At 68.0% G+C, this 16779-nt stretch carries 23 protein-coding genes; 17 read left to right on the top strand and 6 right to left on the bottom strand.

What is annotated here, in order from left to right; genetic code table 11:
• Positions 1–384: 384 nt before the first annotated feature.
• From A949_RS36165 to A949_RS0105220, 6 genes are all read right to left on the bottom strand, one after another.
• Entirely contained in the window at positions 385–912 is a 528-nt protein-coding gene (locus A949_RS36165; RefSeq protein WP_037705881.1) for an NADAR family protein, read from the bottom strand.
• A 95-nt stretch (positions 913–1007) separates the two neighbouring features.
• Positions 1008–1406, bottom strand: coding sequence for a hypothetical protein (locus tag A949_RS37980; RefSeq protein ID WP_158687547.1), 399 nt, complete (start codon positions 1404–1406; stop codon positions 1008–1010).
• Between the two features lie 8 nt (positions 1407–1414).
• Entirely contained in the window at positions 1415–5941 is a 4527-nt protein-coding gene (locus tag A949_RS0105235; RefSeq protein WP_019354956.1) for a putative T7SS-secreted protein, read from the bottom strand.
• Positions 5941–6621: a hypothetical protein gene (locus tag A949_RS0105230; protein ID WP_019354955.1), complete on the bottom strand. Its 681-nt coding sequence runs from the start codon at positions 6619–6621 to the stop codon at positions 5941–5943. Before A949_RS0105230 ends, A949_RS0105235 begins: the two co-directional genes overlap by 1 nt.
• Positions 6621–7022, bottom strand: a complete 402-nt coding sequence (locus A949_RS0105225) for an SseB family protein (RefSeq protein WP_019354954.1) — start codon at positions 7020–7022, stop codon at positions 6621–6623. The genes A949_RS0105230 and A949_RS0105225 overlap by 1 nt, the downstream gene beginning before the upstream one ends.
• 274 nt (positions 7023–7296) lie before the next feature.
• Positions 7297–7806 carry an SRPBCC family protein gene (locus tag A949_RS0105220; RefSeq protein ID WP_019354953.1) on the bottom strand — a complete coding sequence of 170 codons (510 nt, stop codon included), beginning with the start codon at positions 7804–7806 and terminating at the stop codon, positions 7297–7299.
• Positions 7807–8658: 852 nt separating this feature from the next.
• Here A949_RS0105220 and rpsJ point away from each other — a divergent pair.
• The 17 genes from rpsJ (at position 8659) to rplF (ending at position 16776) form a co-directional block, all read left to right on the top strand.
• Complete coding sequence (gene rpsJ / locus A949_RS0105215) at positions 8659–8967, top strand: 30S ribosomal protein S10 (RefSeq protein ID WP_016909683.1); 309 nt, start codon at positions 8659–8661, stop codon at positions 8965–8967.
• A gap of 14 nt (positions 8968–8981) precedes the next feature.
• On the top strand, positions 8982–9626 hold the full coding sequence (gene rplC, locus A949_RS0105210) for a 50S ribosomal protein L3 (RefSeq protein ID WP_019354952.1): 645 nt from the start codon (positions 8982–8984) through the stop codon (positions 9624–9626).
• 7 nt (positions 9627–9633) lie between these two features.
• Positions 9634–10281 (top strand): 50S ribosomal protein L4, encoded by a 648-nt coding sequence (rplD, locus tag A949_RS0105205; protein ID WP_019354951.1) that lies wholly within the window; start codon positions 9634–9636, stop codon positions 10279–10281.
• Complete coding sequence (gene rplW, locus A949_RS0105200) at positions 10281–10703, top strand: 50S ribosomal protein L23 (RefSeq protein WP_019354950.1); 423 nt, start codon at positions 10281–10283, stop codon at positions 10701–10703. Before rplD ends, rplW begins: the two co-directional genes overlap by 1 nt.
• 47 nt (positions 10704–10750) lie before the next feature.
• Positions 10751–11587, top strand: a complete 837-nt coding sequence (gene rplB / locus A949_RS0105195; protein WP_019354949.1) for a 50S ribosomal protein L2 — start codon at positions 10751–10753, stop codon at positions 11585–11587.
• Positions 11588–11600: 13 nt separating this feature from the next.
• Positions 11601–11882 (top strand): 30S ribosomal protein S19, encoded by a 282-nt coding sequence (rpsS, locus tag A949_RS0105190; protein ID WP_019354948.1) that lies wholly within the window; start codon positions 11601–11603, stop codon positions 11880–11882.
• Between the two features lie 43 nt (positions 11883–11925).
• On the top strand, positions 11926–12273 hold the full coding sequence (gene rplV, locus A949_RS0105185) for a 50S ribosomal protein L22 (protein WP_026004360.1): 348 nt from the start codon (positions 11926–11928) through the stop codon (positions 12271–12273).
• A complete protein-coding gene (gene rpsC, locus A949_RS0105180; RefSeq protein ID WP_019354946.1) occupies positions 12273–13100 on the top strand; it encodes a 30S ribosomal protein S3 in 828 nt (275 codons plus the stop codon). Before rplV ends, rpsC begins: the two co-directional genes overlap by 1 nt.
• A 3-nt stretch (positions 13101–13103) precedes the next feature.
• Positions 13104–13523, top strand: a complete 420-nt coding sequence (gene rplP / locus A949_RS0105175; RefSeq protein WP_019354945.1) for a 50S ribosomal protein L16 — start codon at positions 13104–13106, stop codon at positions 13521–13523.
• Positions 13523–13747: a 50S ribosomal protein L29 gene (gene rpmC / locus A949_RS0105170; RefSeq protein ID WP_019354944.1), complete on the top strand. Its 225-nt coding sequence runs from the start codon at positions 13523–13525 to the stop codon at positions 13745–13747. The genes rplP and rpmC overlap by 1 nt, the downstream gene beginning before the upstream one ends.
• Positions 13747–14031, top strand: coding sequence for a 30S ribosomal protein S17 (rpsQ, locus tag A949_RS0105165; RefSeq protein WP_019354943.1), 285 nt, complete (start codon positions 13747–13749; stop codon positions 14029–14031). Before rpmC ends, rpsQ begins: the two co-directional genes overlap by 1 nt.
• A gap of 124 nt (positions 14032–14155) precedes the next feature.
• Positions 14156–14524 (top strand): 50S ribosomal protein L14, encoded by a 369-nt coding sequence (rplN, locus tag A949_RS0105160; protein ID WP_019354942.1) that lies wholly within the window; start codon positions 14156–14158, stop codon positions 14522–14524.
• Between the two features lie 2 nt (positions 14525–14526).
• A complete protein-coding gene (rplX, locus tag A949_RS0105155; RefSeq protein ID WP_026004359.1) occupies positions 14527–14850 on the top strand; it encodes a 50S ribosomal protein L24 in 324 nt (107 codons plus the stop codon).
• Complete coding sequence (gene rplE / locus A949_RS0105150; protein WP_019354940.1) at positions 14850–15413, top strand: 50S ribosomal protein L5; 564 nt, start codon at positions 14850–14852, stop codon at positions 15411–15413. Before rplX ends, rplE begins: the two co-directional genes overlap by 1 nt.
• A 2-nt stretch (positions 15414–15415) precedes the next feature.
• On the top strand, positions 15416–15601 hold the full coding sequence (locus A949_RS0105145; protein ID WP_019354939.1) for a type Z 30S ribosomal protein S14: 186 nt from the start codon (positions 15416–15418) through the stop codon (positions 15599–15601).
• Positions 15602–15814: 213 nt separating this feature from the next.
• The gene (rpsH, locus tag A949_RS0105140) at positions 15815–16213 is read left to right on the top strand and encodes a 30S ribosomal protein S8 (protein WP_019354938.1); all 399 of its coding nucleotides are present in this window, start codon (positions 15815–15817) and stop codon (positions 16211–16213) included.
• Between the two features lie 23 nt (positions 16214–16236).
• Positions 16237–16776: a 50S ribosomal protein L6 gene (gene rplF / locus A949_RS0105135; RefSeq protein ID WP_019354937.1), complete on the top strand. Its 540-nt coding sequence runs from the start codon at positions 16237–16239 to the stop codon at positions 16774–16776.
• Positions 16777–16779: the final 3 nt, after the last annotated feature.

Here is a 16779-nt window from a genome sequence, read left to right as displayed (position 1 = left end):
CTGGCTGGCTTCCGTCTGGTCGCCCGCATCGAAGTGCGGTTGCGTGCCGCCTCGTGGGTGCTGGTGGCGACGGCGCCGGCCGGGATGGTGCGGCGCGAGCGGCGGCCCGGGGCGTCGTACGCGAAACTTCGCGCACTCCGCCCGGGCCCGTGCTGGCCTCCCAGCATGTCGAAGTGAGTGCACTCATAGCGTGGCAGGGCTCTCTCTGGTGCCGTATCACTGCGGTGCTGAGCGCTTCCTGACGGCGGGCTCTTCCCATCTTGTTCTTCACAGAACGACGAGAGAAGGGTTATCCGAAGTTCCGGATGAGAGGGCCTCGCAACTCCGAATCCGACCGCAGATTTGTGAATACCCCATCGCCCGGCGCTGCGATATTCATTCCGCTTATCCGGAGATTAGTGCGTTCCGGGTTTCCATGAGGGCGAATCCCAGCAGGTTGAGACCTCGCCACAAAGACGGTGAGTGAGCTCGTTCGTCGGTTGCGGCCAGGCCGACTCCCCAAACCTTGTCCAGTGGGCTCGCTTCGACCAGCACGCGATCTCGGGATTGCAGCAAGAAATTCCGCATTCCTGGGTCGGCTGAAAACTTGACGATGTTTCCGCGGACCACAATTCCGTACCGATGCTCGCGCCAGACTTTCTCTTCGAAGTCCCGGACCTGTCGGCCGAGTGCCTTGGCTTCACCGGGGTGGGAAGCTGCGAGAATACGCTCCGCTGTCTCGTTGTCCTCGAACAGCCATGCCTTATGAGCCATCATGTAATGCTCGGCGGACAGGAAAGTGTATCCCTCTGCGGAAAATGGCTGCTCCCACCACTGGCTGAGGCACCCGCGACCGATATTTCCGTCTCTTTCGCGCTGATTACCCCAGAAAAACAGGAAGCGCATACGATGGCCTGATCGCTCCATCTCCATCGCCTCTCCGGCTGATCGTGGGAGGAGAATCGATGGGGAGATGGGTCGTTCCGCTCTTGGGTCCCGCCCCCGCTCTCTGTCGGTCATCCACGCTCCTAATACTCATGGTGCCTATGCGTAGAAGAGTCGATCTCCTCACGGAGTGAGCGTAGCTCGACGTCACTAGGCGTGAACGGGGCGGCGCAGGTTGCCAAGAAATCAATCTTTTGCTCGTCGCTCCACTCATTCCAAATCGCGAGGTTGCTCACATAATCCCGAATCAAGGATCGCTCGTGTTCGCGCCCTTGCCAGCTTCGCCATTTTTCCCATCGTGCGACCCGACCAACGTCTCCTTCTGCCCTGCTTGCCTCGATCAGGGACTGCAAAATACGTCCATGAGCGGCGGCGAAATGTGGGCTGCCGAAGAACGGCTCTGGAGGTACATCGTCGAACTTCAGGCGAGTCAGTGCTGCAGAGAGCACTTCCAGCTCACTCAGGGAGAGCTCAACCTTCACTTTGCTCCTTAGCCAAACGGGTTGGGGCCTGCATAGAGTACCTGTTCGGGGCGGAAGCGCAGGGATCCTTGATGGATGAGCTCGTTTGGTTGCTCTCCGGTGCGGAAGATTGTCCCCTCGGGCGTTCTTATGGCGAGCAGGTAATCTCCCTTGCCCGCGTATGCTGGGTTGCCAGCGAACAGAACATTGCTTACATCTCCCGAGGAAACCATCTCTTGTGTCACATACGCTCTGCCTTTTGCGTCTGCTCTGATGGTTCCAGAATCCAATATTCCCTCGTGTCCTGCCCTGTTCGAGTAATGGAAGACCACGTCTTCATCGAGATTGTTGAGCAGGGAGTCGACGCTTCCCACGCCGGGCTCCCCGTCAGGAGGGCATCCGGCGGTAGGAGCCAGTCCCAGTGGGTCTGTCCAGATAAGCGGGGCATGCACGTATGTGAGGGGGTGCGGTGCCCCTGCGAGCCCCAGCGGGTCGGGCGCCGTGTACCGCGCGGTTTCCGGGTCGTAGTACCGGAAGTAGTTGTAGTGGAGGCCCGTTTCCGGGTCGTAGTACTGGCCGGGGAAGCGGAGGGGGGTGTAGGCGGTGCTGTCGGTGTGCCAGGTGGTGGTGCCCCAGAGGGTGGACTGGGTGCGCCAGGCGATGTCGCCCGATTCGGAGACCAGCTCGGTCGGGGTGCCGACGAGGTCGGTGACGATGGCGTAGAAGCGGGAGTCGATTTCCTGCTGGGTGGACTCGTCGGTGCGGCGTTCCGTCTGGGCGAGGGGGGTGAAGCCCTTGTGGTCCCAGGTGAGGGTGACCGGGTGGGGGAGGTCGGGCGCGGCGGTGGTCTGCTCGATGAGGGTGGGGCCGTCCCAGGTGAAGAGGACCGATTCGGCCTGCTCACCGTCCGCCGTCATACGGTGCTTGGCCGTGCGGCGGCCCAGGGGGTCGTAGGCGTACTGCCAGACCGTGCCGTCCGGGGTGACGACTTGGGTGAGCCGGTCCTCGGCGTCCCAGGTGTAGTGCCAGGTGTCCGGTTTCTTCGAGAGGCGGGTCTTCTGGCGGAGGGTGGTGCGGCCCGCTGCGTCGTGTTCGTAGCGGACCTTGCCCGCTGTCCGGATCGAGGTGCCCTCATACACACGCGGGCCGATGGCCTCGGGGGAGGCGTGGGTGGCGGGCCAGCTGGCCTCGGTCTGGTTGCCTGCCTCGTCGTAGGCGTAGCGCTCGGTCCAGCCGCGGGCGTGGACGGCGGTGACGCGGCCGGTCGCGTCCAGGTCGAAGGTGGCGCGGCCGGAGAGCAGGTCGTCCACGCCGGTCAGGTAGCCGTCCGCGCGGTACTCGTAGCCCTTGCGCTGGACGGTCGAGTCCGCCGTGTCCAGGGACAGGGCCTCCAGTCGACCCGCCGGGTCCCACACCTGGGAGAGGGTCAGGCCCTCGGTTCCGATGCGGCGCTGCGTCTCGCGGCCTGCCGCGTCGTGGGTGAAGTCCAGCGTGCGGCCCGAGGCGGTGAGCGAGGTGCGGTTGCCCGCCGCGTCGTAGGTGCTGGTGGAGACGGCGCCGGTCGGGGTGGTGCGGCGGGTGCGGCGGCCCAGGGCGTCGTAGGTGTGGGTGAGGGCTCGGCCGTTGACGAGTTCCGTCTTGACTCGGCCCAGTTTGTCGCGTTGGTAGCGCAGCTCCGCGTCCGGGCCGACGGCGTCCAGGAGGCGTCCCGCCGGGTCGTAGGCGTAGGTCGTCACCGCGCCCGCCGCGTCCTTGCGCAGCGTGCGGCCCAGGGCGTCCCGCTCGTAGGTGATGTCCTCGCCGAGCGGTGTCGTACGGCGGATCAGTTCGCCGGCCGCGTCCAGTTCGTACTGCTGCGTGCGGTCGTCGAAGTCCGTCTCCGCGACCAGGTGGCCCGCCGGATCGTAGGTGTAGTCCCAGGTCAGGCCCTGGGGGTTGGTCACCCGCGTCATGCGCAACTCGGCGTCGTACGCGAACTCGTAGCGCACGCCGTCCGGGCCCGTGCGGGCCTCCAGCATGTCGAAGTGGGTGTACTCGTACCGGGTCTCGCCGCCTGCGGCATCCACATGGCGGGTGCAGTTGCCCTCGCCGTCCCACTCCCACTGCTCCGTGGCGCCGTCGGGTGTCGTGCGGGAGGCCGGCCGGCCTTCGGTCGTCCAGCTCAGCGTGGTCCGGGCGCCCAGCGGGTCCACCACACGCACCGGGCGGCCGAACGCGTCGCGTTCGTAGCGGGTGGTCGCGCCCAGCGGGTCGGTGATCTCCAGCGGGAGGCCCGCCGCGTCGCAGCGGACCCGTGTCGTCGCGCCGAGGGCGTCCGTCACTGTCGCCAGCCGGCCCCGGTCGTCGTAGGTGTAGCGGGTGGTGTGGCCCGCCGGGTCGGTCACCGAGGTCCGGTTGCCGTACGCGTCCCACTCCTGGCGCCATACCGTGCCGTCGGGGCCGGTCGTGGTGACCGGCAGTCCCAGCGCGTCGCGGGCGATCGCGGTGCGCGTGCCGTCCGGGCGTGCGACCGCGGCGAGGTGGCCTGCCGCGTCGTATGTGAACGACGTCGTGCGGCCCAGCGCGTCCGTGTGGGTCAGCGGGCGGTTGTGGTCGTCCCGTTCGGTCCTGGTCCGGTGGCCCAGGGGGTCGATCTCGCCGACCGTCCGGCCCTGCTCGTCGAAGAGCGTGCGGGTCGCGTGCCCTGCCGCGCTGGTCAGCTTCGTGACGCGGTGGCCGGTGGCTTCGTCGACGCCGTCGTAGTCGATACGGACCTGCATGTGGCCCGCTGTGCCGCCCTCGGCGATGACGCGGTGCAGGTTGTCGTAGACGTAGTCGTAGCGGCGGTCGTTGGTGTCGGTCCAGGACACCACGCGCTGCTCGTCGTCGTACTCGAAGCGCAGCGGCAGCCCGGAGGAGCCCGTGACGTCGGTCAGGTTGCCGTCGGTGTAGGCGTAGCGCAGCACCGTCGTGTCGGTCTCGGAACCGGCCAGGGAGAGCGCGGTCACCCGGTCGTCCTCGACCGTCAGCCGCACCACGTAGCCGCCGCTGTGGACGAGGCGCAGGGGCGCGCCGGTCTGTTCGTCGTACTCGAAGGTGATGCTGTTGGCGTTGCGATCGATGACCTGCTCGATTCGCGCCTGCCCGTTCGCCTCCGATTCCGGACCGCCCGTCGGCGGAGCGAAGTGCCTCACCCACCCGGTGTCCGGGTCGGTGAGGGTGTAGCCGCCGTCCGGTGTGCGTTCCAGCGGCATACGGGAGGGGCCGGCCGAGGGGAGGGTGGGGACGCCGGGGGCCGGGTGGGGGTAGGACAACAGGCGGCCGTCCTCGGCGACGAAGACGACGCCCTCCTCGTCGATCTCCAGCCGCTGGTCGACCGTCGAGGCCCAGGAGGGGCCGAACCAGTGGCCGAGGCGGTAGCCGGACTCGACGTGGCGGGTGAACGCCAGTGGCAGTGCACCGGGCAGTTCCAGGTCCGTCTGTGGCAGGAACATCAGCCCGGTCGAGAGATCGACGGGGTCGGTGCCGTTGGCGCACCTCTTCTTCGGCGGTGTGCTCGACTGGCCCTTGCCCTTCCGCTTGAGCGCGTCCCGTACGCGGGACATCGTCTTCCCCGCACGCCCAACCTTCGTCGCCGCGCCCACTCCCTTGGTGCCGAGGAGTTCGGGGATGAGGCGGCCGACCCCTTCGGCGGGGTCCTTCTTGAAGCTCTCCCACATCTGCTTGCCGGTGCCGACGGGGTCGTTGGCGGTGCGCATGATGCCGGTGACGGTCGAGTTGAGCTGGGTGACGTACTCGGCAGGGTGGGTGATGTTGTAGGGATCGGTGGGATTGACACTGCGGACGAAACTGACCACGCCGGCGGTGCCCTTGACGATGCCGCCGGATACGTGGACAGCGTCCAGCCTGAGGCCCTCCAGGCCGTCTCCGGCCTGGTCCCAGTAGTCGGGCTTGGGCGGGGCCGCGTCGCGTGCCGCTTTGACGGCAGTTCGAGCGTGGGAGGCGGCAGTATCGCGCTGCGAGCGGGCTCGGTCGAGCTTTTCCTGGGCTTCGTCCTTCTTGTCGTCCTTGTACTCGGCGACTGCTTCGCGTGCCTGGGACTGGGCGCGCTCCACGGTGTGGGCGAAGTCCTCCAAGGCGCCTGCGGCCTTCTCACAGGCGTCGGCTGCCTTGATCCACTTGGCCGGTTCCAGGCCGACCTGCTCCCGGAACGCTTCGGCGGCCTTGCCTTTGAGGTTTCCCTTTTTCAGGCCCTTGAGACCTTTGGCCACGTTGTCGAAGGCGGTCTGCAAGTCCTTGAGGTGCTTGGCGGTGGAGCGGATCTTGCTGGGGCTGCCGAAGACCAGCTTCTTGGGGTCGTCGGTCTCGTCCAGCTGGAACTCGGCGGTCTCGGCGCCCATCGCGTTCGCCGCCGAGCGGGACTTGTCCCGCACCCAGTCGCCGCCGCTCTCCCAGCCGACGTCGTCCAGCCGGTCGCCGGTCCAGTTCCCGGCGCCCTCGACGAAGTCCCCGGCGCCCTCTGCGAGGTCCTCGGCCTTGTCCTCGACCGAGTCCGGTACGAAATCCCGCCAGCCCATCAGCCGTTGCCCCCGCCGGTTCCGTCGCCGTCAGCACCCTGCCCGCGCTGCTGCTGGGCCGCGCGCTCCTCGGGGGAGGGGCCGAACCACTCGTCCTGCTCGGCCTCGACCTGCTCGTCGCTGATGCCGGTGGCCTGCTGGGCGAGGTCCATGTACATCCCGCCGCGTCCCTTGGAGGACAGCTCGCGCCCGGTGTCCTGCCAGTCCTGCTTGATGTCCTGACCGGCCTTGTCCCAGGACTCCGAGCTGTAGTCCGGCGCGTCCGGCTTCACAATGTCGCCCCAGCCTTGCTTGACGACCTCTTCCTCGCTCGCGTGCGGGTTGCCCACCAGCGAGTTCAGGCCGACCTTCAGCGACCCCGCCGCGTACTGGTCCTCCTCGTAGGCCATCCCCGCCGAGAGGCCGAGCTTCTTGGCGAGCGCGTTGGCGTTCTGCACCAAGGCGCGCACGCCCCACTCCCACCTCTCGCAGAAGTCCTCGAAGTCGACCGAGAGGCCGTGATGGCCCATCTCCATACCGGTCAGTGACAGTTCCTCGAAGCCGGCGCCCTGCAGCGCCGACGTCGCAGAGCTGCCCGACTCCTTCAGTTCACCGATGGCGCCGTTGAGCCCCTTCTCGACCAGATCGAGGGACTCCTTGTTCCAGTGGACGCCGTCGCTGCTCTTGCCGCCGTCCCCCATCAGACGTCCCCTCCGTCGTCCGGCGCGGGCACGGCCACCGCGTCCGGCACGATCCCCGGCGCGGGCGGGAAGAGCATCGAGCCGTCCTCGTCGGCGGCGTTCACCGCGACACCGGCCGGGCCGTCCTGCGCCGGCACGACGACGTCGAGCAGCCGGGCCCCCAGGATCGCCGCATAGTCCCACGGCCGGTCGGTGGCCTCGCCGCGGGCGAGCGCGAAGCGTGCCAGGGCCGCCTCGTCGGTGAAGGCGAAGATCCAGCGGACGCCGCCGTGCACCCCGGACATCACCTGGTCCTCGCCCACGGTCGGGACCAGCACGGCGGTGCGCCGGAACTCTCCCACCAGTGCCTCGGGGTCCCCGGTTCCGGCGCGCCGTGCCGCGATCTCCTCGGACAGTTCCATCCCGCCCCCTCCTGCTTCCCCTCATGTCGCCCGCCGCCCCCCCGGCGACTGCCCCGCCCCGCGGCAAGCCCGGCAAGCCCGGCCGGCCCGGCCGGTTCCGTGGGTGAGGCCCCGTACCACGGGCGTCCCGGCGATCCTGCAACCGTGTGAACAGACGCTCACGCACCGTTCTCCGGTTGCATACCCGCAGGCCGGGGCGGGGAAGCTGTGCCGCATTCCACAGTGCGCCCGGCGTGTTCACACCTCCGCCGGACGCGTTCCGGTGGGCCCGGTGTCACGCCTCGGGCCGCTGCTCCAGCTCCCGCTTGAGGTTGCGCAGTGTCCGGTCGATGTTGCGGATCTGGAAGGCGGCGAACGTGCTGCCGCCGGTGGCGATCCGGTCGAAGACCCCGGCGACCGCGTCCGGCCAGGAGCGCCGGTCGTCGGTCCAGGTCTCGGTGACCTTCGTGCCGCCCTCCGTGCTGTGGAAGCGGTACTCCCAGGTCGCGATGGGGGACTTCAGCTTCGGGTGCCGCAGGCCGATGGCGTGCACGCGGAAGGCGAAGCGGCGGCCCGGGTCGGCCTCGGTCACGGTGCAGCGGGTGGTCCAGCGGAAGACGCCGCGCTTGTTGCGGCCCTCGAAGACGGTGCCCACCTCGGCGGGTCCGTCCCCGCCGGGCACGGTCGCCCCCAGGTTCTCCGGGCTCCAGCGGCCCATCCGGGCGGGCCGGCTGATCTGCTCGTACACGGCCTGGGGTGCCGCGTCGATCCGGATGCTGCGGGACACGGTGAATTCGCGGGGCATGGGCACTCCGTTCCTCGGCGGATGCCGGGGGCGCGGACCCGGTGCGGGCCGCGTCGTCGGTCCGGGTCGCGTCGGACCGACCGGTTCGGCCACCTCTCCGCCGGCCCGACCGGATCGCGTCGGGCCGAGGGGTGCGCGGCGGCCCGGAGCACGGTGGCGCGGACCGGGCCGCGGACGGGGCTCCCGGCCCGCGTGACCCTACTTGTCGGTAGTCGTGCTGTCAGGGGTTCGCGGGAGTGCGGGCTGCCCATGAGGGTGCGGGCCGCCCCGGTGAGTGCGGGCGCACCGGAGGGCAGACGGATGCAGAGGGGGCGTCCCGAAGTGCGGGCAGGTGGTGGAGTGCTGGGGCGCACGCCGGGCAGCCGGTACGATCGAAGCGGCGCTCCGGATCCTGCGCAGGTCCCGGTACTCCGGATGTGCGGCACACCACTTGTGAGCTGCCCCTCATTCCGCAGCTCGGGGCCGGATGTGCTAGTGGCCCGATTGGCTACGGCTCTGGCCTCTGTGGCACACTGTCCAGGTTGCTCGGTTGAGTGCCGATGCTGCGCGCCTCCCGCCGGGAGGACCGGAAGCGAGTCCCAGGTATTCGTCGCCCCTCGTCAGGGGCGGAAGTACGGGAATCTTCCGGGAAGCGTAGGAGGGGCTTCCAGCCAGGCACCCGGTGGGATTCCTCCCCCGGCTCCTTCCTCATGTGGATCGCGGACGGATCGCGTATGCGTCCGCGGAACCTCGGCGGAGTACTGCTGAGCAGAACTGCGAGAAGGATGCCGACACGCCCGACCGCGTGGGTCGAGCGAGGGCGGGAGCCCATGGGTTCCGGAGCGTTACGAGAGACAGGACTACGAAGTAGCCATGGCGGGACAGAAGATCCGCATCAGGCTCAAGGCCTACGACCACGAGGTCATCGACAACTCGGCGAAGAAGATCGTCGAGACGGTGACGCGTACTGGCGCGTCGGTCGCCGGCCCGGTGCCGCTGCCCACAGAGAAGAACGTGTACTGCGTCATCAAGTCGCCGCACAAGTACAAGGATGCGCGCGAGCACTTCGAGATGCGTACCCACAAGCGTCTGATCGACATCCTCGACCCGACCCCCAAGACCGTTGACTCGCTGATGCGCCTGGACCTCCCGGCCGGCGTCGACATCGAGATCAAGCTCTGAGGGGTGTCGTAGAGATGGCTAAGCAGATCAAGGGCGTCCTGGGCGAGAAGCTCGGCATGACCCAGGTCTGGGACGACAACAACCGCGTTGTCCCCGTGACCGTCGTCAAGGCCGGGCCGAACGTCGTGACCCAGGTCCGTACCGCAGACAGGGACGGCTACGAGGCCGTCCAGATCGCCTTCGGCGAGATCGACCCGCGCAAGGTGAACAAGCCCCTCAAGGGCCACTTCGCCAAGGCCGACGTCACCCCCCGCCGCCACCTGGTGGAACTCCGCACCTCCGACGCGTCCGAGTACACGCTCGGCCAGGAGCTGACCGCGGACACCTTCGAGGCCGGCCTCAAGGTCGACGTCACCGGCAACTCCAAGGGCAAGGGCTTCGCCGGCGGCATGAAGCGCCATGGCTTCCGCGGCGGCAAGGCGTCCCACGGTGCGCACCGCATCCACCGCAAGCCGGGCGCCATCGGTGGCTGCGCCACCCCGGGCCGTGTCTTCAAGGGCACCCGCATGGCCGGCCGGATGGGCAACGAGCGGGTCACCACCCAGAACCTGACCGTCCACGCCGTTGACGCGGAGAAGGGCCTGCTGCTCATCAAGGGCGCAGTCCCCGGTCCGAACGGCGGCCTCGTCCTGGTCCGTACCGCGGCCAAGGGGGCTTGAGGAACCGATGAGCACCATTGACATCCTTTCGCCGGCCGGCGACAAGACCGGGACCGTCGAGCTCCCCGCGGAGATCTTCGACGTGCAGGTCAGCGTTCCGCTGATCCACCAGGTCGTCGTCGCCCAGCTGGCAGCGGCCCGCCAGGGCACGCACAAGACCAAGACGCGCGGCGAGGTCCGCGGCGGCGGCAAGAAGCCGTACCGCCAGAAGGGCACCGGCCGCGCCCGCCAGGGCTCGACCCGCGCTCCGCAGTTCGCCGGCGGTGGCGTCGTGCACGGCCCCGTGCCGCGCGACTACTCGCAGCGGACCCCGAAGAAGATGAAGGCCGCCGCGCTGCGTGGCGCCCTCTCGGACCGGGCCCGCCACGGCCGCGTCCACGCCGTCTCCGGCGTGGTCGAGGGCGAGATCTCGACGAAGGCCGCGAAGAACCTGTTCGGCCGGATCAGCGAGCGGAAGAACCTGCTGCTGGTCGCCGAGCGCTCCGACGAGGCCGCCTGGCTGTCCGCCCGCAACCTGCCCCAGGTGCACATCCTGGAGCCGGGCCAGCTCAACACCTACGACGTGCTCGTCTCGGACGACGTGGTCTTCACCCGGGCCGCGCTCGAGTCCTTCGTTGCTGGCCCGCAGGCCCACACCGAAGGGAGCGACGCCTGATGGCTACGCGACACCCGAGCATTGCCTCCAAGGCAGCGAAGGCCGCGAAGGCCGCCCGCGTCGCCAAGGCCGCCCGCCGGGCCGCCGACGGTCCGGGCCCGATCGCGCCGGCCGACCCGAGCAAGGTCTTCACCGACCCGCGCGACCTGCTGGTCAAGCCGGTCGTCTCGGAGAAGAGCTACGCGCTGCTGGACGAGAACAAGTACACGTTCATCGTCGACCCGCGTGCGAACAAGACCCAGATCAAGCAGGCCGTCGAAGAGGTCTTCTCGGTCAAGGTCGCCGGGGTCAACACGATCAACCGCCAGGGCAAGCGCAAGCGCACCCGCACCGGTTACGGCAAGCGCGCGGACACCAAGCGCGCCATCGTGACCCTTGTCGAGGGCGACCGAATCGACATCTTCGGCGGCCCGGCCTCCTGACGGGGGCCAGGTCGTTCTGAAGTCCGGAATCTTCCGAGGACTGAGAAATGGGTATCCGCAAGTACAAGCCGACGACTCCGGGCCGTCGCGGCTCATCCGTCGCCGACTTCGTCGAGATCACGCGGTCCACGCCGGAGAAGTCGCTGGTCCGCCCGCTGCACAGCAAGGGCGGCCGTAACAACGCCGGTCGTGTGACTGCGCGCCACCAGGGCGGTGGCCACAAGCGCGCCTACCGCGTGATCGACTTCCGTCGGCACGACAAGGACGGCGTGCCGGCGAAGGTCGCGCACATCGAGTACGACCCGAACCGCACCGCGCGCATCGCGCTGCTGCACTACGCGGACGGCGAGAAGCGCTACATCCTCGCCCCCCGCGGCGTCCAGCAGGGCGACCGCATCGAGAACGGCCAGGGCGCCGACATCAAGCCGGGCAACAACCTGCCGCTGCGCTTCATCCCCGTGGGTACGACGATCCACGCGATCGAGCTGAAGCCGGGCGGCGGCGCCAAGTTCGCCCGCTCGGCCGGTGCCTCGGTGCAGCTGCTGGCGAAGGAGGGCCGGATGGCCCACCTGCGTATGCCGTCCGGTGAGATCCGGCTGGTCGACGTCCGCTGCCGCGCCACCGTCGGCGAGGTCGGCAACGCCGAGCAGTCGAACATCAACTGGGGCAAGGCCGGCCGTATGCGCTGGAAGGGCGTCCGCCCGACCGTCCGCGGTGTGGTCATGAACCCGATCGACCACCCGCACGGTGGTGGTGAGGGTCGTACCTCCGGTGGCCGCCACCCGGTTTCGCCGTGGGGTCAGAAGGAGGGGCGTACGCGCTCGCCGAAGAAGGCCAGCAACAAGTACATCGTCCGCCGCCGCAAGACGAACAAGAAGCGCTAGGAGGCGGGTTTAGATGCCGCGCAGTCTCAAGAAGGGGCCCTTCGTCGACGACCACCTCGCCAAGAAGGTGGACGGCCAGAACGACGCGGGCACCAAGAACGTCATCAAGACCTGGTCTCGCCGCTCGATGATCGTCCCGGCCATGCTGGGCCACACGATCGCGGTGCACGACGGCCGCAAGCACGTCCCGGTGTTCGTCACCGAGTCGATGGTCGGCCACAAGCTCGGCGAGTTCGCGCCGACCCGCACCTTCCGCGGCCACGTGAAGGACGACCGCAAGTCGCGTCGTCGCTGAACGGCTGGGTGCGAAGACTATGACTGACACCGAAGGGACAACCATGGAAGCCAGGGCCTCAGCGCGCTACGTGCGCGTCACGCCCATGAAGGCCCGCCGGGTGGTGGACCTTGTTCGTGGCATGAATGCCACGGAGGCTCAGGCGGTCCTGCGTTTCGCCCCGCAGGCCGCGAGCATGCCGGTCGGCAAGGTGCTGGACAGCGCCATCGCCAACGCCGCGCACAACTACGACCACACCGACGCCGACAGCCTCTACATCTCCGAGGCATACGTCGACGAGGGCCCGACCCTGAAGCGGTTCCGGCCGCGTGCCCAGGGCCGCGCCTACCGGATCCGTAAGCGGACGAGCCACATCACCGTGGTCGTGAGCAGCAAGGAAGGAACCCGGTAATGGGCCAGAAGGTAAACCCGCACGGGTTCCGGCTCGGCGTCACCACCGACTTCAAGTCGCGCTGGTATGCCGACAAGCTCTACAAGGACTACGTCAAGGAAGACGTCTCGATCCGCCGCATGCTCACTCAGGGCATGGAGCGGGCGGGCATCTCCAAGGTGGAGATCGAGCGCACGCGGGACCGCGTCCGCGTCGACGTCCACACCGCCCGTCCGGGCATCGTCATCGGCCGCCGCGGCGCCGAGGCGGACCGGCTGCGCGGCAACCTGGAGAAGCTCACCGGCAAGCAGATCCAGTTCAACATCCTCGAGGTGAAGAACCCCGAGACGGACGCGCAGCTCGTCGCCCAGGCGGTCGCCGAGCAGCTCTCCTCCCGGGTCTCCTTCCGCCGCGCCATGCGCAAGAGCATGCAGACGGCGATGAAGGCCGGTGCCAAGGGCATCAAGATCCAGTGCGGCGGCCGTCTCGGCGGTGCCGAGATGTCGCGCTCGGAGTTCTACCGCGAGGGCCGGGTCCCGCTGCACACGCTGCGCGCCAACGTCGACTACGGCTTCTTCGAGGCCCGTACGACCTTCGGCCGCATCGGTGTGAAGGTGTGGATCTACAAGGGCGATGTCAAGAACATCTCCGAGGTGCGCGCCGAGAACGCCGCGGCCCGCGCGGGTAACCGCCCGTCGCGCGGCGGTGGCAACGACCGTCCCCGTGGTCGGGGCGGCGAGCGTCGCGGCCGCAAGCCGCAGGGCCAGGGTTCGGCCGAGGCTCCCAAGACGGAGTCCGCGCCGGCCGGTGCCGCTGCCGAGCCGAGCGCTTCAGGAAAGGAGAGCTGACCCATGCTGATCCCGCGCAGGGTCAAGCACCGCAAGCAGCACCACCCGAAGCGCACGGGTATGGCCAAGGGCGGTACCGAGGTCGCGTTCGGTGAGTACGGCATCCAGGCTGTGACCGGTGCCTACGTGACGAACCGGCAGATCGAGGCCGCTCGTATCTCCATGACTCGTCACATCAAGCGTGGCGGCAAGGTGTGGATCAACATCTACCCCGACCGCCCGCTGACCAAGAAGCCCGCCGAGACCCGCATGGGTTCCGGTAAGGGTTCGCCCGAGTGGTGGATCGCGAACGTCAAGCCGGGGCGCGTGATGTTCGAACTGTCCTACCCGAACGAGAAGATTGCTCGTGAGGCGCTCACCCGCGCTGCTCACAAGCTTCCGATGAAGTGCCGCATCGTGCGGCGCGAGGCAGGTGACGCGTGATGGCGGCCGGAACCAAGGCGTCCGAGCTGCGCGAGCTGGGCGACGAGGAGCTTGGCTCCAAGCTCCGCGAAGCCAAGGACGAGCTGTTCAAGCTCCGCTTCCAGGCGGCGACCGGGCAGCTCGAGAACCACGGGCGGCTCAAGGCCGTCCGCAAGGACATCGCCCGGATCTACACCCTGATGCGTGAGCGCGAGCTGGGCATCGAGACGGTGGAGAGCGCCTGATGAGCGAGACGAATGTGACTGAGACACAGCAGGAGCGCGGCTTCCGCAAGACCCGGCAGGGTCTTGTCGTCAGCGACAAGATGGACAAGACCGTCGTCGTCGCCGTCGAGGACCGCGTCACGCACGCCCTGTACGGCAAGGTCATCCGCCGTACCAACAAGCTCAAGGCGCACGATGAGCAGAACGCTGCCGGTGTCGGCGACCGCGTCCTCCTGATGGAGACCCGGCCGCTGTCCGCCACCAAGCGCTGGCGCATCGTCGAGATCCTCGAGAAGGCCAAGTAGGACCTCCCCGCTGGGGAGTCCCGGAGAAGCTGCCTGAGGGGGTACCCCCGCAGGTTCGTTCCGCCAGGCTCGGCAGGGATCGCGAGATCCCTGCCGGGAACCGGCAGACATACAGGAGATAGACGTGATCCAGCAGGAGTCCCGGCTTCGCGTCGCCGACAACACGGGTGCGAAGGAGATTCTCACCATCCGTGTGCTCGGCGGTTCGGGCCGGCGCTACGCGGGCATCGGTGACGTCGTCGTCGCTACCGTCAAGGACGCGATCCCGGGCGGGAACGTGAAGAAGGGCGACATCGTCAAGGCTGTCATCGTGCGCACCGTCAAGGAGCGCCGCCGTCCCGACGGCTCGTACATCCGGTTCGACGAGAACGCCGCCGTCATCCTCAAGAACGACGGCGACCCTCGCGGTACCCGCATCTTCGGCCCGGTCGGTCGTGAGCTGCGCGAGAAGAAGTTCATGAAGATCATCTCGCTCGCGCCGGAGGTGCTGTGACCATGAGGATCAAGAAGGGCGACCTGGTTCAGGTCATCACCGGCAAGGACAAGGGCAAGCAGGGCAAGGTCATCGTGGCCTACCCCCGCGAGGACCGCGTCCTGGTCGAGGGTGTCAACCGGGTCAAGAAGCACACCAAGGCCGGTCAGACGGCCCGCGGTTCGAAGACCGGCGGCATCGTGACGACCGAGGCCCCGATCCACGTCAGCAACGTTCAGCTGATCGTGGAAGCGGACGGCAAGAAGGTCGTGACCCGCGTCGGGTACCGCTTCGACGACGAAGGCAACAAGATCCGCGTTGCCAAGCGGACCGGTGAGGACATCTGATGACTGCCACCACCTCTGAGGCCCCCCGCCTCAAGCAGCGCTACCGCGCCGAGATCCAGGGCAAGCTGCAGGACGAGTTCGCCTACGACAACGTCATGCGGATCCCCGGGCTGACCAAGATCGTGGTCAACATGGGTGTGGGCGACGCCGCCCGCGACTCCAAGCTGATCGAGGGTGCCATCAAGGACCTCGCCACGATCACCGGCCAGAAGCCCGCCGTCACCAAGGCCCGCAAGTCCATCGCGCAGTTCAAGCTGCGTGAGGGGCAGCCGATCGGCGCCCACGTGACGCTGCGCGGCGACCGGATGTGGGAGTTCCTGGACCGCCTGCTGTCTCTCGCGCTGCCGCGCATCCGCGACTTCCGCGGACTGTCGCCCAAGCAGTTCGACGGCAGGGGCAACTACACCTTCGGTCTCACGGAGCAGGTCATGTTCCACGAGATCGACCAGGACAAGATCGACCGGGTCCGGGGCATGGACATCACCGTGGTCACCACGGCGACCACCGACGACGAGGGCCGTGCCCTGCTTCGTCACCTCGGCTTCCCGTTCAAGGAGAACTGACCATGGCGAAGAAGGCCCTGATCTCCAAGGCCGGCCGCAAGCCCAAGTTCGCGGTGCGTGCCTACACGCGCTGCCAGCGTTGCGGCCGTCCGCACTCCGTCTACCGCAAGTTCGGCCTGTGCCGCGTGTGCCTTCGCCAGATGGCGCACCGTGGCGAGCTGCCGGGCGTGACCAAGAGCTCCTGGTAATCCTCCGTATTCTGTCGTCCGAAGGGCGCCCCGCAGGGGCGGCGGCCGGGCGACGGGTGGGAGGACCAGGACTCTCGGTAAGCTGAAAAGTCGCTTACTACGCCGTAGGTCCCCCGCGACGCACCCGTCCCGTCGTCGGCCGCAAGGCCGGCGGACGGGGAGAAGGACGACGCAGACAGGGAAACCCCGGCGAGAGAGGCCGAAGGCCATCACATGACCATGACCGATCCCATCGCAGACATGCTGACGCGTCTGCGGAACGCGAACTCGGCGTACCACGACGCCGTCGAGATGCCGCACAGCAAGATCAAGTCGCACATCGCGGAGATCCTCCAGCAGGAGGGTTACATCACCGGCTGGAAGACCGAGGACGCCAAGGTCGGCAAGAACCTCGTTCTCGAGCTGAAGTTCGGCCCGAACCGCGAGCGCTCGATCGCCGGTATCAAGCGGATCTCCAAGCCGGGTCTGCGGGTCTACGCAAAGTCCACCAACCTGCCGAAGGTGCTCGGCGGCCTGGGCGTGGCGATCATCTCCACGTCGCACGGTCTGCTGACCGACAAGCAGGCTCAGAAGAAGGGCGTGGGTGGGGAAGTCCTCGCCTACGTCTGGTAACGGAAGGGAACGGAGGTAAAGCAATGTCGCGTATCGGCAAGCTCCCCATCCAGGTTCCCGCCGGTGTGGACGTCACCATCGATGGCCAGACGGTCGCGGTGAAGGGCCCCAAGGGCTCCCTCTCGCACACCGTTGCCGCGCCCATCGAGATCGCCAAGGGCGAGGACGGCGCGCTCGTCGTCACCCGTCCGAACGACGAGAGCCGGAACAGGGCCCTGCATGGCCTGTCCCGCACGCTGGTGGCGAACATGATCACTGGCGTGACCAACGGGTTCAGCAAGGACCTCGAGATCAGCGGTGTCGGCTACCGGGTCCAGGCCAAGGGCTCCGACCTGGAGTTCTCGCTGGGCTACAGCCACCCGATCCTGGTGGAGGCCCCCGAGGGGATCTCCTTCAAGGTCGAGTCCCCGACCAAGTTCACGGTCGAGGGCATCGACAAGCAGCGGGTCGGCGAGGTCTCCGCGAAGATCCGCAAGCTGCGCAAGCCCGACCCCTACAAGGCCAAGGGCGTGAAGTACGCGGGCGAGGTCATCCGCCGCAAGGTCGGAAAGGCTGGTAAGTAAGCC

Origin of the sequence: Streptomyces sp. AA1529 (assembly GCF_000280905.1) — a bacterium.
Lineage (GTDB): Bacteria > Actinomycetota > Actinomycetes > Streptomycetales > Streptomycetaceae > Streptomyces.
Note: the sequence above shows the minus strand (reverse complement) of the source record. Positions and strands in the feature narration are given on the sequence as shown.

What these genes read in the sequence shown, in the direction of transcription:
- A949_RS36165 (WP_037705881.1), bottom strand. Translation starts at nt 912, where the DNA reads ATGGAGATGGAGCGATCAGGCCATCGTATGCGCTTCCTGTTTTTCTGG.
- A949_RS0105235 (WP_019354956.1), bottom strand. Translation starts at nt 5,941, where the DNA reads ATGGGCTGGCGGGATTTCGTACCGGACTCGGTCGAGGACAAGGCCGAG.
- A949_RS0105230 (WP_019354955.1), bottom strand. Translation starts at nt 6,621, where the DNA reads ATGGGGGACGGCGGCAAGAGCAGCGACGGCGTCCACTGGAACAAGGAG.
- A949_RS0105225 (WP_019354954.1), bottom strand. Translation starts at nt 7,022, where the DNA reads ATGGAACTGTCCGAGGAGATCGCGGCACGGCGCGCCGGAACCGGGGAC.
- A949_RS0105220 (WP_019354953.1), bottom strand. Translation starts at nt 7,806, where the DNA reads ATGCCCCGCGAATTCACCGTGTCCCGCAGCATCCGGATCGACGCGGCA.
- rpsJ (WP_016909683.1), top strand. Translation starts at nt 8,659, where the DNA reads ATGGCGGGACAGAAGATCCGCATCAGGCTCAAGGCCTACGACCACGAG.
- rplC (WP_019354952.1), top strand. Translation starts at nt 8,982, where the DNA reads ATGGCTAAGCAGATCAAGGGCGTCCTGGGCGAGAAGCTCGGCATGACC.
- rplD (WP_019354951.1), top strand. Translation starts at nt 9,634, where the DNA reads ATGAGCACCATTGACATCCTTTCGCCGGCCGGCGACAAGACCGGGACC.
- rplW (WP_019354950.1), top strand. Translation starts at nt 10,281, where the DNA reads ATGGCTACGCGACACCCGAGCATTGCCTCCAAGGCAGCGAAGGCCGCG.
- rplB (WP_019354949.1), top strand. Translation starts at nt 10,751, where the DNA reads ATGGGTATCCGCAAGTACAAGCCGACGACTCCGGGCCGTCGCGGCTCA.
- rpsS (WP_019354948.1), top strand. Translation starts at nt 11,601, where the DNA reads ATGCCGCGCAGTCTCAAGAAGGGGCCCTTCGTCGACGACCACCTCGCC.
- rplV (WP_026004360.1), top strand. Translation starts at nt 11,926, where the DNA reads ATGGAAGCCAGGGCCTCAGCGCGCTACGTGCGCGTCACGCCCATGAAG.
- rpsC (WP_019354946.1), top strand. Translation starts at nt 12,273, where the DNA reads ATGGGCCAGAAGGTAAACCCGCACGGGTTCCGGCTCGGCGTCACCACC.
- rplP (WP_019354945.1), top strand. Translation starts at nt 13,104, where the DNA reads ATGCTGATCCCGCGCAGGGTCAAGCACCGCAAGCAGCACCACCCGAAG.
- rpmC (WP_019354944.1), top strand. Translation starts at nt 13,523, where the DNA reads ATGGCGGCCGGAACCAAGGCGTCCGAGCTGCGCGAGCTGGGCGACGAG.
- rpsQ (WP_019354943.1), top strand. Translation starts at nt 13,747, where the DNA reads ATGAGCGAGACGAATGTGACTGAGACACAGCAGGAGCGCGGCTTCCGC.
- rplX (WP_026004359.1), top strand. Translation starts at nt 14,527, where the DNA reads ATGAGGATCAAGAAGGGCGACCTGGTTCAGGTCATCACCGGCAAGGAC.
- rplE (WP_019354940.1), top strand. Translation starts at nt 14,850, where the DNA reads ATGACTGCCACCACCTCTGAGGCCCCCCGCCTCAAGCAGCGCTACCGC.
- A949_RS0105145 (WP_019354939.1), top strand. Translation starts at nt 15,416, where the DNA reads ATGGCGAAGAAGGCCCTGATCTCCAAGGCCGGCCGCAAGCCCAAGTTC.
- rpsH (WP_019354938.1), top strand. Translation starts at nt 15,815, where the DNA reads ATGACCATGACCGATCCCATCGCAGACATGCTGACGCGTCTGCGGAAC.
- rplF (WP_019354937.1), top strand. Translation starts at nt 16,237, where the DNA reads ATGTCGCGTATCGGCAAGCTCCCCATCCAGGTTCCCGCCGGTGTGGAC.